The sequence below is a fragment of the Salsipaludibacter albus genome (assembly GCF_019798055.1).
Classification (GTDB): domain Bacteria; phylum Actinomycetota; class Nitriliruptoria; order Nitriliruptorales; family Nitriliruptoraceae; genus Salsipaludibacter; species Salsipaludibacter albus.
Map to the genome: position 1 here is coordinate 69,020 of NZ_JAHOPH010000008.1, position 13,739 is coordinate 82,758.

Consider the following 13,739-nt stretch of genomic DNA (forward strand, 5'->3'; position numbering starts at 1 on the left):
CGTTGTCCCGACCGACCGACACCAGCCCGACCCGGGGCGCGACCGCGTGGAGGAAGGCCGGTTCGGTGGTGGCGGCGCCGTGGTGCGGGACCTTCAGCAGGCCCGCCCGGAGGTCGTCGACGTGGTCGAGCAGCCAGCGCTGGGCCGTCACCTCGGCATCGCCCACCAGCAGGGCGACCCGGTCGTCCTCGACGACCCGGAGCACCACCGAGCGATCGTTGGCCGCGCCCTCGGTCGCAGCCAGGACCGGGCCGGTCGGAGGTCCCAGCACCTCCACGGTGGCGGAGCCGAGACGCAGCGCCGACCCTGCCCGCACGACGCCGACGGTCGTGGTGTCGGGCCACCCCACGGGCCGGGACCCGCCGATGGTCGCCACCCGGTCGAGGGTCGGGGCGGACCCGTCCGGGTCGGCCGCCACCCAGGCACGGTCGACGTCCACGCGCGCGACCACGTCCGGCAGTCCCCCGACGTGGTCGGCGTGCGGATGGGTCACCACGACGAGGTCGAGTCGGCCGACCCCGTGTCGACGCAGCCACGTCGCCGCGGCGTCGTCACCACCGGCGTCGACCAGCATCCGGTGCCCCGACGAGGTCGTGACCAGGATCGCGTCGCCCTGGCCGACATCGATCGCCGTCACCGACAGCACGTCCGGAACGCCCCAGCCCAGATGCGCACCGACCCACGTCGCCGGAGGCCCGAGCGCGACACCCGCGAGCACGACCGCCACCACGGCGACCCGCCGGAGTCGGCCACCCGGTCGAGCCAGCAGGGCCACCGCCACCACGCCCGCGGCGACGGCCAGCACGGGACGGTCGGGCGTGATGGCCGGTCCCCGGAGGTTGGCAGCCACGGCCAGCACCACCCGCAACGGCAGGTCGGCCAGGCCGAACACGACCGCGGCCACGCCCGGGAGCACCGGCGCCGTCACCGCGGCGACGGTGGCGACCACGGCGGCCACCGCCGCGGCCGGGACCGCGACGAGGTTCGCGGGGATCGATACCAGCGGCACCTCGCCGACGGTGGCCAGCAGGACCGGCGCGACCGCCACCTGGGCGCCGAGGGTCGCTGCCAGGAGCAGGCGGACCGCCCGCGGCAGCCATCGTGGCAGCCGTCGGGCGAGGGCGGGCGCGGCCACCAGCACGCCGGCCGTCGCCAGTGCGGACAGCACGAGACCCAGGGAACCGGCGGACGCCGGGTCCACCAGGACCAGCACGAGGACCGTGCCGGCCAGCGCGTGCACCGCATCGGGAGCCACGCCGCGCAGGTCCCCGGCCAGGACGACACCGGCCATCGTCGCCGCGCGCAGGACCGACGGCTCGACCCGGGTCGTGAGGGTGAACGCGACCAGCGCCGTCACCAGGGCCGCACGTCGCAGCCGACGCGGCCACCGACCCGCCACGGCGGCGACCACGCCCAGCACCAGTGCCACGTTCGAGCCCGAGACCGCGACCAGGTGGGTCAGCCCGGTGGCGCGCATGCCGTCGTCGGCGTCCGCAGACAACCCACGGACATCGCCCGTGACCAGGCCGGTGGCCAGGGCAGCCCGGTCCCCCGACAGGCCGGCGCGCGCGGCGGTGCGCACGTCGGTCCGCAGGGCGTCGATCGCGCCCAGCACCCCGCCGGCAGATGGGACCGGCGCCCACGTGTCCGCGTCCAGCGCCACGCCGACGTGGCGGCGACGCAGGGAACCCTCGAACCCGTCGTTGTCCAGCGGACGGGCCGTGGCCGTGGCGCGCAGGCGATCGCCCACCGTCGGCGGGTCGCGCAGGCCCGCGACCAGGGCCCGCCAGCGGCCGTGGTGGTGGCCCACCCGCGTGACCGTGACCAGCACCCACGAGGTGCCGTCGTCGCGCAGTGCCGGCTCGGAGGCGACCGTGGCGAGCACCGAGGCCCCGCCGCCCTGCTGTGCCAGTCGTGCGAGCGGACCTCGCTCCAGGGCGGTCGCCCGTGCCTGGGCCGCACCGGCGGCGACCGCCGCGACCAGCACCAGTCCGACCAGCGTGTGCACCAGCCGCCGGCGATCCGCGCGGCGACCACCCCGCGGTCGTTTCCCCGCGCCATCCCGGCCCGACCCGACCGCGCCCCGGTGACGACCGACCATCGCCACGACCGCCAGCGCGACCACCAGGCCGGCGATGGCAGCCCCGGCCACCACCAGGGTCCGGGTCGCCCCGGGCGCTGCGACCGCCCACCCCGCAAGCGCACCGATCCACGCGCCCGCGGCCCAGGCCACCAGCGGCGTCGGCCCCTCCACCAGTGGCGGTCCCCCGGGCGGCCCCTCGTGGCGACGCGAGTCCGAACCCGCCGTCACGACACCACCACCAGTGGCGCCAGGGACTGGAACGTCTTCTCGCCGATGCCGGACACGTCGCGCAGCTGCCCGACCGACGTGAAGGCGCCGTGCTCCTCCCGCCAAGCCACGATCCGCCCCGCCAGGACCGGCCCCACGCCGGGAAGGGCCTCGAGCTCGGTCGTGCCGGCCCGGTTGAGGTCCACGGGAGCCGTTGGCCCGCCACCACCGTCGACCTGGCCATCGACCGGCCCGGGCTCCTCCGAGCCGTCCTCGTTCGTCCCGCTGCCCGAGCCGTCCCCCTCCGCCGCGGCCGCCTCGACCGTCGTCGGCACGTGCAGTCGCTGCCCGTCGCGCAGCTCGGCGGCGAGGTTGAGGACGTCGGTGGCGGCCTCGGCCGTCGTGCCACCCGCGGCGTCCACCGCGTCGACCAGCCGTGCGCCGGCGGGCAGTTCGAGCACCCCCGGTGCGACGACCGCACCGGTCACGTGCACCACCACGACGCCGACAGGAGCAGCCCCCGGGGTGGGACCGACGCCGGGATCCGACCCCCCGGTCCCACCCGCCACGTCGTCGGATCCGGCCCCGACAGCAGGGCCTGCCGACGGGTCCTGCGACGCCACGTCCACGGTCGAGCTCCCCGACGGCCCCTCGGCCACGCCGGTCTCGTCACCGACACCGAAGACCCCCTCGGCAGCCTCCCCGCCACCGGCCGCACCCTCGACCCGGCCCACGACGAGCACGGTCAGGACCACGCCACCCACGACCAGCAGCGCCAGCCCGAGCAACTCGGCCCGCGTGGCGGCCAGGTCGTGGGCCAGACGGTCGAACCAGTCGGCATCCACGGCCAGAGCATGCGCGACCGCCGGGTTCCCGCGGGGTCCCACCGGTCCGTCTGTGGACGACGCTCAGTCCGGGGCCTCTGTCGGACTGCCGACCAGGCTCGCCGGTGCCGCGGCCAGGGCGACGGCGCCGGGGCCCGTGTGGGTCCCCAGCACCGGTCCGAACACGCTGGTCAACGACGCGGCGACGTCCAGGCGCTCGCGGGCGATCTCCAGTGCCAGATCGGCCGCCTCCGGCGCCACCGCGTGGGTGACCACCAGCGACAGCGGAACGTCCCCGTGCCGGTCGTGGATCGTCTGGACGATGCGCTCGATCCCGGAGCGCATCGTGCGTGCGCGTCCGACCGACTCGATCCGGCCGTCGTCGACCCCCAGGATGGGCCGGACCCGCAACGCACGGCCGATGGTCGCCGCGGCCCCGGTCACCCGACCACCGCGCCGCAGGTAGTCCATCGTGTCGACGACCATCATGTTGACCACCGCGTCGCGGACCGCCGTCGCCGCCGCGACCACCTCGTCGGGCCGCGCATCCTGCTCAGCTGCCCGCAGCGCGGCGAGGACCATCAACGCCAGCCCGCCCGCGACCTGGCGAGAATCCTCGACCGTGACCGGCACGGCCGCGTCGGGGGCCAGCCGTTGCGCCTGCGACACGGTGCCGGACAGCTCGCGCGACACGTGCAGCGACACGATCGCCGAGCACCCGTCGTCGGCGGCGTCCTGCCACCCCTCGATGAACCAGTGGGGGTTGGGCTGGGCGGTGGTCGGCAGGGACGTGGCGACGTCCAGCCGCTCGTAGAACTGCTCGTCGGAGATGGTGACCCGCGAGATCTCCGTGGTGGTCCCGAACGTCACCGACATCGGCACCACGCGCAGTCCCCACTCCTCGGCGACCTCGTTGGGGAGGTCGGCCGTGGAGTCGGTGACGACCGCGACACGTCCGTCGGGCACCTGGGACCGGTCCTTGGGTCGGCTCGTCGGGCCCACGGTAGCGCTGGGCGCACCCGCACCCCCACGCCTATCGTGGCGCCAGCGCGTCGTCCCGGGGGCCCGCGCCACGACCGACCACGGAGGAGCCGCGCATGGCGGACCACGGCCTGACCAAGATCCTGCTCGACGAGTCGGAGCTGCCGACCCACTGGTACAACATCGTCGCCGACCTCCCCGAGCCGCCACCGCCGCCGCTGCACCCGGGCACCCACGAGCCGATCGGGCCCGAGGCGCTCGCCCCGCTGTTCCCGATGGCGCTGATCGAGCAGGAGGTCACCACCGAGCGGTATGTGGAGATCCCCGAGGAGGTCCGGGAGGTCTACCGGTTGTGGCGGCCGTCGCCGCTGTACCGGGCGCGACGCCTCGAGCGGGCGCTGGACACGCCGGCGCGGATCTACTTCAAGTACGAGGGCGTGTCCCCGGCGGGCAGCCACAAGCCCAACACCGCCGTGCCCCAGGCGTACTACAACGCCATGGAGGGCACGAAGAAGATCACGACCGAGACCGGTGCGGGCCAGTGGGGCTCCGCCCTGGCGTTCGCGACCGCACAGTTCGGCATCGAGTGCGAGGTGTGGATGGTTGCCGCGTCGTTCCTTGGCAAGCCCTACCGCGCGTCGATGATCCGGACCTGGGGCGCCGACATCCACTCCTCGCCGTCCGAGCTGACCGAAGCGGGCCGTGCCGTGCTGGCCCAGGACCCGGACTCGCCCGGCTCGCTGGGCATCGCCATCTCCGAGGCGGTGGAGATGGCCGCGCAGGACCCCGACACGAAGTACGCGCTGGGCTCGGTCCTCAACCACGTGCTGCTGCACCAGACCGTGATCGGCCAGGAGGCGCTGGCCCAGCTCGCCAAGGTCGACGAGACCCCCGACCTCATCGTCGGGTGCGCCGGCGGCGGCTCCAACCTCGCCGGGCTGATCTTCCCGTTCCTGCGGGAGAAGATGGCCGGCACGATGTCGCCGCGACTGTTGGCGGTCGAGCCGGATGCCTGCCCGTCGATGACCCGTGGCGAGTACCGCTACGACTTCGGCGACGTCGCCGGGATGACGCCCCTGCTGAAGATGCACACCCTCGGCCACGACTTCGTCCCCGACCCGATCCACGCCGGTGGCCTGCGCTACCACGGGATGAGCCCACTGCTGAGCCACGTCAAGGAACTGGGGCTGATGGAGGCCACGTCGATCGGACAGACCGCCTGCTTCGAGGCCGCGATCCAGTTCGCCCGCACCGAGGGCATCGTGCCGGCGCCCGAGCCGACCCATGCGCTGGCGATGGCGATCCAGGAGGCCGAGCGCGCGAAGGAGACCGGCGAGGAGACGGTCATCCTGACCGCCCTGTGCGGACACGGCCACTTCGACATGGCCGCCTACGACGCCTACCTGTCGGGCGAGCTCGAGGACCGGCCCTACCCGACCGAGAAGGTCGCCGACGCCATGACCCGCGTCCCCGTCATCGCCTGACGCGCGTCCTCGCTGCGCTCGGACGCCGTGGAGCGGCACACCACTGTTCGTCGAGTGTGCGCATCCCGGCCACGGGCGGCCGCGGGGAGCACACTCGACGGGGGGTCGGAGCCGGAGGCGCACGGACTGGGGTTGGTCGATCGGCCCCCGGTGGCCTGCACCCGGGGCGCGCATCCGACACGATGGTGGTCGATGATCGTGCGCCCGACGTGGCCGTCGGCACCAGCGGGCGCCGCGCTGAGGAGCAGACCATGACGCCCCCGCCCGGCAGCTCGCCCGGCACCGACCAGTCCGTCGCGGATCCCGGGTTGGAGGACGGCCCGGGCGACCCCGGGATGGACGCGTCGGACGAGCCCGACCACGACCGGGTGCCGACGACCGACGCGCGGTCCGACGCACCACCGGTCGCCACCCGGGACCGCTCCGGTCTCGGCGGATTCCTCGACGGCGACCAGGCCGCCACCCGTGCACGGGCCCGGAACTTCCTGGTGGAGCACGACGTCACCGCACGCTTCGGGCTCGACACGACCACGCACCGAGCGCAGGTGTGGGACTGGCTGCAAGCCCTGGCCGACGACGGGGTGTTCGCCGTCGGGCTGCCGGCCGAGTACGGCGGCGAGTCCGACCTGGTGGGCGCGACCGCGACCTTCGAGGAACTCGCCCATGGCGACCTGTCGCTGCTGATCAAGGCCGGGGTGCAGTTCGGCCTGTTCGGCGGGGCGATCCTGCACCTGGGGACCGAGGAGCACCACGAGCGCTGGCTCGCCGACATCATCAGCGGGGACCTGCCGGGCGGCTTCGCGATGACCGAGCGGGGCCACGGCTCCGACGTCGCGGACCTCGGCACCACCGCGACCTTCGACCCCGACACCGACGAGTTCGTCGTCCACACCCCCGACCCCGACGTGGACTTCAAGGAGTGGATCGGCAACGCCGCCGACGACGGCCGGATGGCGGCCGTGTTCGCCCAGCTGGTCGTGGACGGCGAGCGCCACGGCGTGCACTGCCTGGCGGTGCCCCTGCGGGACGACGACGGCACCGTCCTGGACGGCATCACGATCACCGACTGCGGGCACAAGATGGGGCTCAACGGGGTCGACAACGGGCGGATCTGGTTCGACCACGTCCGCGTGCCCCGCACCAACCTGCTCGACCGGTTCGGCCACGTCGATGCCGACGGCGGCTACGACTCGCCGATCGACAACCCGAACCGGCGGTTCTTCACGATGCTCGGGACCCTGGTCCAGGGGCGGGTCTCGATCGCCGGTGCCGCGGTCGGTGCCAGCAAGTCCGCACTGACCATCGCCGTCCGCCACGCGCTGCGACGGACCCAGTTCAGTCGCCCCGACGGGCGCGGTGTCCGGCTGATGGACTACCCGACGCACCGCCGGGAGCTGTTGCCGCGACTCGCCCGGACCTACGCCCTCCACACCGCACAGCAACGACTCGCCCACGAACTCGCGGACGTGTTCGCCGACGACGACGTCGAGCGACGTCGCCCGCTCGAGGCGCACGCCGCGGGCATGAAGGCGATGACCACCGCCCACGCCACCGACACGATCCAGGCCGCCCGCCAGGCCTGTGGTGGACTGGGCTACCTGTCGGAGAACCGGCTGGGCCAGCTCAAGGCGGACACCGACGTCTTCACGACCTTCGAGGGCGACAACACCGTGCTGCTCCTGCAGGTGGCGAAGGCGCTGCTGTCGGGGTTCGCCGACGACTTCGGGTCGCTGGACCTGCGCGGGATGGTCGGCTTCCTGACCTCCCGGGTCATCGACACCATCGTCGAGCGGACGTCGGTGCGCACGGCGTGGGAACGGGTCCGCGACCTGGTCGACCGGGACCAGTCGGGTCCGGAGACGGGCCTGCGCAACCGGGACTGGCAGCTGGCCATGCTGGCCTGGCGCGAGGAGCACGTGCTCGGCTCGCTGGCCCGACGGATGGAGCGGGCCACCGACGACGACGCGGACGAGTTCGCGGTCTACCTGGCCTGCCAGGACCACATGCTGGCCGCTGCCCGGGCCCACGTCGAGCGGCGGGTGATGGAGGCCTTCGCCACCGCCGTCGACGAGGCCGAGGGCGACCTGGGCGCCGTGCTCAACACCGTCTGCGACCTGCACGCCCTCGCCACGATCGAGGCCGACCGTGGGTGGTTCCAGGAGCACCAGCGGCTGTCCGCCGAACGCTCGAAGGCCATCACCCGCACGATCGACGACCTGTGCGCCGAACTGGCACCGGTCGCGGGCGACCTGGTCGATGCCTTCCGGATCCCCGACGCCGTCCTGGCCGCGCCGATCGCGACCTGACGCACGACGGGCCGAGACCGCTCGGTCGATCCGGGCGGCTGAACCGCACCCGGTCCTCGCTACCGTGCGCGCCGGCCCCGAACGTCCGACGGGAGGTGGTGGAGCGTGGCCACTCCCCCGGCCCTGCGCCTGGACGCCGTCGGACGTGAGTTCGGAGGTGTCGTCGCCCTCGAACGCCTCGACATGGTCGTCCCACGCGGATCCTGCGCGATGGTCGTCGGCCGCAACGGGTCGGGCAAGACGACGACCCTGCGGCTGGCGGCGGGCAGGCTCGACCCGACCAGCGGGATCGTCGAGGTCGCCGGACGCCGGACCACGACCGAGGGCGGTCGGCGCCACGTGCGCCGATCGGTGGCCTTCGCACTGGACGCGCCACTGTTCTACCCCGACCTCACCGTCGAGGACCACCTCGGGTTCGTCGCCACGGCCCACGGACTGGGCGACGAGGGCGTCGTGCGGACCGACGACCTGCTCGATCGCTTCGACCTGTCCCGCCGCCGCGGCTTCCTGCCGGACCAGCTCTCGAGCGGGATGCGTCAGAAGCTCCAGCTGGCCTGCCTGTTCCTCCGGCCGTCGGACCTGGTGCTGCTGGACGAGCCCACCCGCGCCCTGGACCCGCACACGCGGGGCGTGCTGTGGGAGACGCTGCAGGCCCGTCGTGACGCGGGGACAGCCGTCGTCTTCAGCACCCACCAGCTCGACTTCCCGGCCGACCTGGTCGACCAGGTCGTCGTGCTGCACGACGGCGTGGTCGCCGACCACGGTGGCTTCGCGGAGGTCATGGACGGCGCGGCCGTCACGGAGCTGGGGCTGACGTGAGCGGTGCCACCGGCAACGACCGGGACCGGGTCCGCGCCGTCCGGGCGTTCGTCCGACAGCGATCCTCCGGGCCGACCGGTCGTGACATCCTCCGGCGGTTCGCCTACCAGGTCTACGTGGTGGCGGTCGTGAGCGGCCTGTGGGTCGCCGCCGTCGCCCGCACGATCGACGGCCCCCGGCTGGAGGCCCCACCGGTGTCGGGCGACGTGCTGGCGGACCTGCCGGCCGCCGTCGTCGCGTTGGCCCTGGTGCTGACGGTCGTCGGCATGCGACTGGGGACCTGGACCGGACCGGTGCTGGTGTCCCGTCCCGAGGCCGCGTGGCTGCTGCCCGCACCACTGGACCGCCGGGTGCTGCTGGGACGCCGGCTGGTGGCCGGCCTGGGACTGTTCGCCCTGGTCGGGGGTGTCGTCGGGCTGGCGGTCGGCACGGTCGTGGCGTTCGAGGTCCGCACCGGGGCCACGACCACCGTGGCCACCACCACCCTGGGCTTCGGCGCGCTCGGGATGCTCGTGGGCACCCTCGCGCTGGCCGTGGAGTCCTCCCACCGCCTCGCACGCACGGTGTTGCGCACGACGCCGGTGGCCCTGCTCGTGGTCGCCGCCCTGTCCTGGCTCGCCGCGGTGCGTCCGGACCTGGCGACGTGGACCACCCCGTGGGGCTGGGCCGCCGCACCCGTGGCGACCGCCGTGTCGGTCGGTGGCCCCTCGCCGTGGCTGGCGACCGGACTGTTGGTCGCCACCGCGACGGTGGCCACCCGGCTGGCCCTGCACCGGCTCGGCGGGATCGCGGACGAGGAGCTGGTCCGGCGGGCAGGGGCGGCCTCGGCGGTCTCCGCCTCGGCGGCGCTGTTCGACGCCCGGGCCATCGCCCAGCTGCGGCGCGCGGGCCAGCGCTGGCTGGTCGGCGTCCGGGACGTGCCCCTGCCACGCAGCCATCGTCGCTGGACGCTGGTGGCGCGACGCGACCTCGCCTCGTTGCTGCGTCGTCCCGGCGCCGTGGAGCGCACGGTGGTCGTCGTGGTCGCCGCCGCGGGCCTGGTGGCCGTGTTCGGCGGTGCGATCCCGGCGCTGGTCGTGGCCGTCGTCGCGGTCTCCGGGGTGGCAGGACAACTGGTGGAGCCACTGCGGATCGAGCTGGAGGAACCGGTGCTGGAGGAGCTCACCCCGCTGCGACCGGTGGACGTCACGCCCGAGCACCTCGCTGTCCCGGCCGTGACCATGGCCACGGCCGGGGTGGTGGCCGTCGCGGTGGGTGCGTTGTCCGGGGTCCTGGACGGCGCCGCCGTGCCGGCCGCCCTGCTGGCCGCGATCGCGGTGGGCGTGCTCCTGGCGGCCGCCGCCGGGCTGACCGCCACCCGGGAGTCGCCGCCATTGCAGTGGCTGCTCCACGCCGAGCCCGGCGTGTTCCTGCTGGTCGGCTGGGTGGTGGCCGGACCACTGCTGGCACTGGCCCTGGTGCTGCCGCTGGCCCTGGCGGTGAACACGGCACTGGCCGCCGGGGCCACCCCCCTGGACGCCGTCGCCGGTCCGGCGCTGGTCGCCCTGCTGGTGGCCGGTGGGCTTGCCTGGCTGACCACGTGGAGGGTCGGGCGCCGCGCGGACGACTGAGGCGACGACGCCCCGCACGGACGAGCGCCCCCGCGGGAGGTCCGCGGGGGCGCTCGTGGGCCGTATGAGCCCGTCAGGTCACGGCGTTCCGGCAGTGGCGGCCGTGGCTGCCTCCTGCCAGGTCCACAGGTCGGCCAGCGCGTGTGCCAGGTCGGTGTCCACCGCGTGGGCCATGCCCTGCGCGGACTCCAGGAACTCGGCGGACGTCGCGTGGTCGAGCGCGAGCTCGGCCGCGTGCGCCGCGTCCAGGCGTGCCTGGATCTTCGGGACCAGGACCTGTGCCGGCCGCGAGCCGGCGTCGACCGACGCCAGCATGGCGTCGACCTCGTTGAAGGTGCGGCAGTCACCGGCGTCGCCGACGACACCGGCGGTCCACTCGATGCCTCCGAGCATGTGGGCCAGGTACGTCGGGTCGACGTACGCCGCCTCGACGTGGCCGGCGGCCTCGTACCACGAGCGCCCGCCCTCGAAGTTGTGGCACCACGCCAACGGGTGGTCGGCGCCCATCGCCCCGAAGCCCGGGTTGTAGGTGGACTCGTCCAGCGTGATCAGGACGTGGACGTCCTCACGCGGGTTGGTCGTGAAGTTGTACCACTCGTCGAAGCGCTCCCAGGCCAGCGGCAGCATCTCGGTCGACGGGTGCGTCGGGTCCTCGACGCGCATGGTCGCGGTCTGCTGGGCCGGGTGGTTGCGGAACCGTGCCCCGCCACCGGTCAGCTCGCTGTACCACGGATAGGTGTGCATGGCATCGGTTGCGGCGTGCAGCCCGACGAAGCCCCCACCGGCACGGATGTAGCCCTGGAGCGCGGCTGCCTCGTCGTCGTTGAGGAGTCGCGGACGAGTGGGGTTGTTGAGGTTGTTGGTGCCGTCGACCGGCGACACGAAGACGATGGTGGCGTACTTGGCCAGGTCCTCGGCGCTGGTGAACGGCGTGGTGGCGAGGGTCAGCGCGGGCTGGCGGTTGTCCCAGACGTCGACGGTGAACCCGTGCTCCTCGCCCAGGGCGATGATCGCGTTGGTCGTCTCGTCGATGTGGGAGTGGCGGAAGCCCAGGGTCTTGCCCACCACCAGGACCTCGTAGTCCTCGGCCTGGGCCTGGGCGGGCGGTGGGGCCACGGCGAACACCGTGGCGAGGAGCGTGGCGGCGACGACCGCGATCAGCAGTCGTCGCATCACCAGGGGGATCGGATGACGCAGGGTCGCATCGTTCATTGGCAGTCCCATCAGGGTGGTCCGAACCTGGTTGCCGGACCGGGATGTCGCCGAGCAACCCCTGCACGATCAATTCGGGCGACCGACCAAACTTATCCCTCCCACCGAACGACGTCAACGGCTATTTCTTGCTCATCGACACACTTCGGCCTCGACACAGGACGAACGCCCCCGGGAGATCCCGGGGGCGCTCGTGTGGGTGCCGGCTGTGCCCGGCACCGTGATCAGGTCACGAGGTGGCGTCGGCCGCGGCCTCCTGCCACTCCCACAGGTCAGCCAGGCTGTCCGACAGGTCGCGGTCCACGGCGTTGGCCATGCCCTGTGCGCCCTCGAGCAGCTCGGCCGCGGTCTCGTGGTCACCCTCGAGCTCGGCCGCGTGCGCCGCGTCCAGGCGGTCCTGGATCTTGGGCAGCAGGACCTCCACGCGACGGTGGTCGGAGTCGACCGACGACAGCATGTCGTCGACCTCGCCGAAGGTGCGGCAGTCACCGGCGTCACCGGCGACACCGGCAGCCCACTCGATGCCACCCAGCAGGTGCTCGAGGAACAGCGTGTCGGTCTCGAACGATTCGTCGGTGTGGCCGGCGCCCTCGTACCACGAGCGGCCGCCCTCGAAGTTCTGGCACCAGCTCAACGGGTGGTCGTCACCCATCGCGGAGCGCCCCGGGTCGTAGGTCGACTCGTCCAGCGTGATCAGGGTGTGGACGTCCGCACGCGGGTTGGCGGTGAAGTTGTACCACTCGTCCCAGCGCTCCCACGCCAGTGGCAGCATCTCGGTCGACGGGTGGGTCGGGTCCTCGACGCGCATGGTCGCGGTCTGCTGCTGGGGGTGGCCGGCGAAGCGCGCGCCGCCGCCGGTCATCTCGCTGTACCACGGCACCGTGTGCATGGTGTCGGTCGCGGCGTGGATGCCCACGAAGCCACCACCATCGCGCATGTAGCCCTGGAAGGCGGCGAGCTCGTCGTCATCGAGCAGGCGTGGCTTCTCCGGGTCCATGTTGTTGGTGTTGTCGACGGGCGACACGAAGACGATCGTGGCGTACTTCGCCAGGTCCTCGGCGCTCGTGAAGGGCGTGCTGTCCAGGGTCAGCTCGGGCTGGCCCGGCGAGCCCGGACCCCACCAGCCACCGGAGTCGTTCGGCGGGTCCCACACGTCGACGGTGAAGCCGTTGTCCTCACCGAGGTCGATGATCGCGTGGGTGGCGTTGTCGATGCTGCCGTGGCGGAAGCCGAGCGTCTTGCCCACGACCAGGACCTCGTAGTCCTCGTCGGCCTGGGCCTGGGCGGGCGACGGCGCCAGGCCGAACGCGGCCACCAGCATGGCGGCGGCGACGACGGCGACCATCAGCCTTCGTGCAGGGGCGTATTGTCGAGCAACTCTCATGACTCTCCCATTCGGGGGACGACGGCGCGGGGGCGCCGGTGCGGTCGGATGCCGACGCGGTGCGGATCCCTGCACGACCCACGCAATTCGTCGACCCACCAAACTTATGGAGTGGGACCGAACGGAGTCAATGGCCATCTGCCGGGTGGAGGCCGCGAGATGTGTCGCCTGACGACCAGAAGTCGTCGGGTCAGGTGAGGTCACCGGGCACTGCCAGCACGGCCCGGCCGAGCAGGGGCACGAGGGTGTCCGCCGCGACCGCGTGAGGCATGCCCATGGTCCCGACCATCGTCCGGTACCCCGAGATGCACGCCCAGACGAACCCGGCGAGCGCACGGGGGTCGAGGTCGACGAACTCGCCGTCGGTGACCCCGCGGCTGACCGTCTGCTGGAGGTGCTCCCGGATGGGACCCAACAGCTCGGACAGGCGCGCCGCCTGCGCGTCGTCGAGGTGACTGGCCAGGTCCATGCCGGCCAGGGGGTCCTCGGCGAAGACCTGCAGCGAGTTGCGGACCAGGTCCTCGAGCAGCTCCCAGGCCGAGGCCCCGGCCGCCGCGCGCTCCTGCAGGGGGCCGAGCCACGACGCCATGGTGTGCTCGGCGTGCAGCAGGGCCAGGTCGTGGAGGTGGTCGACGTGGTTGTAGACGGCCGACCTGGCCAGCTCGGCCCGCTCGGCCACCGCCGCGACGGTCAGGCCCTCGACGCCCTGCTCGGCGACCAGGGACACGTAGGCGTCCACGAGTCGCTCGAGCACCAGTGCACGGTGCTCGTCCAGCGAGTCGGCCCACAGTTTCGGCATGTCCGGCAGTGTAGGCCGCGATCGCTATTT

9 protein-coding genes and 1 pseudogene are annotated in these 13,739 nt (G+C 73.3%); 4 read left to right on the forward strand and 6 right to left on the reverse strand.

Annotated elements, in window-relative coordinates; translation table 11 throughout:
• Window positions 1–31: 31 nt before the first annotated feature.
• From KR546_RS06905 to KR546_RS06915, 3 genes and pseudogenes are all read right to left on the reverse strand, one after another.
• Window positions 32–2,101 (reverse strand): annotated as a pseudogene (locus tag KR546_RS06905) (ComEC/Rec2 family competence protein); the annotation flags it as partial.
• A 206-nt stretch (window positions 2,102–2,307) separates the two neighbouring features.
• The gene (locus KR546_RS06910; RefSeq protein ID WP_238443969.1) at window positions 2,308–3,135 is read right to left on the reverse strand and encodes a ComEA family DNA-binding protein; all 828 of its coding nucleotides are present in this window, start codon (window positions 3,133–3,135) and stop codon (window positions 2,308–2,310) included.
• Window positions 3,136–3,198: 63 nt separating this feature from the next.
• Window positions 3,199–4,080, reverse strand: a complete 882-nt coding sequence (locus KR546_RS06915) for a DegV family protein (RefSeq protein WP_238443970.1) — start codon at window positions 4,078–4,080, stop codon at window positions 3,199–3,201.
• A gap of 131 nt (window positions 4,081–4,211) precedes the next feature.
• Between KR546_RS06915 and KR546_RS06920 the strand changes: the two genes are divergently transcribed.
• The 4 genes from KR546_RS06920 to KR546_RS06935 all read left to right on the forward strand — a co-directional run bounded on the left by KR546_RS06920 (window position 4,212) and on the right by KR546_RS06935 (window position 10,314).
• On the forward strand, window positions 4,212–5,579 hold the full coding sequence (locus tag KR546_RS06920; protein ID WP_238443971.1) for a TrpB-like pyridoxal phosphate-dependent enzyme: 1,368 nt from the start codon (window positions 4,212–4,214) through the stop codon (window positions 5,577–5,579).
• Window positions 5,580–5,830: 251 nt separating this feature from the next.
• Window positions 5,831–7,885, forward strand: a complete 2,055-nt coding sequence (locus KR546_RS06925; protein WP_238443972.1) for an acyl-CoA dehydrogenase family protein — start codon at window positions 5,831–5,833, stop codon at window positions 7,883–7,885.
• A gap of 105 nt (window positions 7,886–7,990) precedes the next feature.
• Window positions 7,991–8,704: an ABC transporter ATP-binding protein gene (locus KR546_RS06930; RefSeq protein ID WP_238443973.1), complete on the forward strand. Its 714-nt coding sequence runs from the start codon at window positions 7,991–7,993 to the stop codon at window positions 8,702–8,704.
• The gene (locus tag KR546_RS06935; protein WP_238443974.1) at window positions 8,701–10,314 is read left to right on the forward strand and encodes a DUF6297 family protein; all 1,614 of its coding nucleotides are present in this window, start codon (window positions 8,701–8,703) and stop codon (window positions 10,312–10,314) included. Before KR546_RS06930 ends, KR546_RS06935 begins: the two co-directional genes overlap by 4 nt.
• 78 nt (window positions 10,315–10,392) lie before the next feature.
• Here KR546_RS06935 and KR546_RS06940 read toward each other — a convergent pair whose 3' ends face one another.
• The 3 genes from KR546_RS06940 to KR546_RS06950 form a co-directional block, all read right to left on the reverse strand.
• The gene (locus KR546_RS06940; RefSeq protein WP_238443975.1) at window positions 10,393–11,526 is read right to left on the reverse strand and encodes a ThuA domain-containing protein; all 1,134 of its coding nucleotides are present in this window, start codon (window positions 11,524–11,526) and stop codon (window positions 10,393–10,395) included.
• 229 nt (window positions 11,527–11,755) lie between these two features.
• On the reverse strand, window positions 11,756–12,871 hold the full coding sequence (locus KR546_RS06945) for a ThuA domain-containing protein (RefSeq protein WP_238443976.1): 1,116 nt from the start codon (window positions 12,869–12,871) through the stop codon (window positions 11,756–11,758).
• A gap of 229 nt (window positions 12,872–13,100) precedes the next feature.
• Window positions 13,101–13,709 carry a TetR/AcrR family transcriptional regulator gene (locus tag KR546_RS06950; protein ID WP_238443977.1) on the reverse strand — a complete coding sequence of 203 codons (609 nt, stop codon included), beginning with the start codon at window positions 13,707–13,709 and terminating at the stop codon, window positions 13,101–13,103.
• Between the last annotated feature and the right edge of the window lie 30 nt (window positions 13,710–13,739).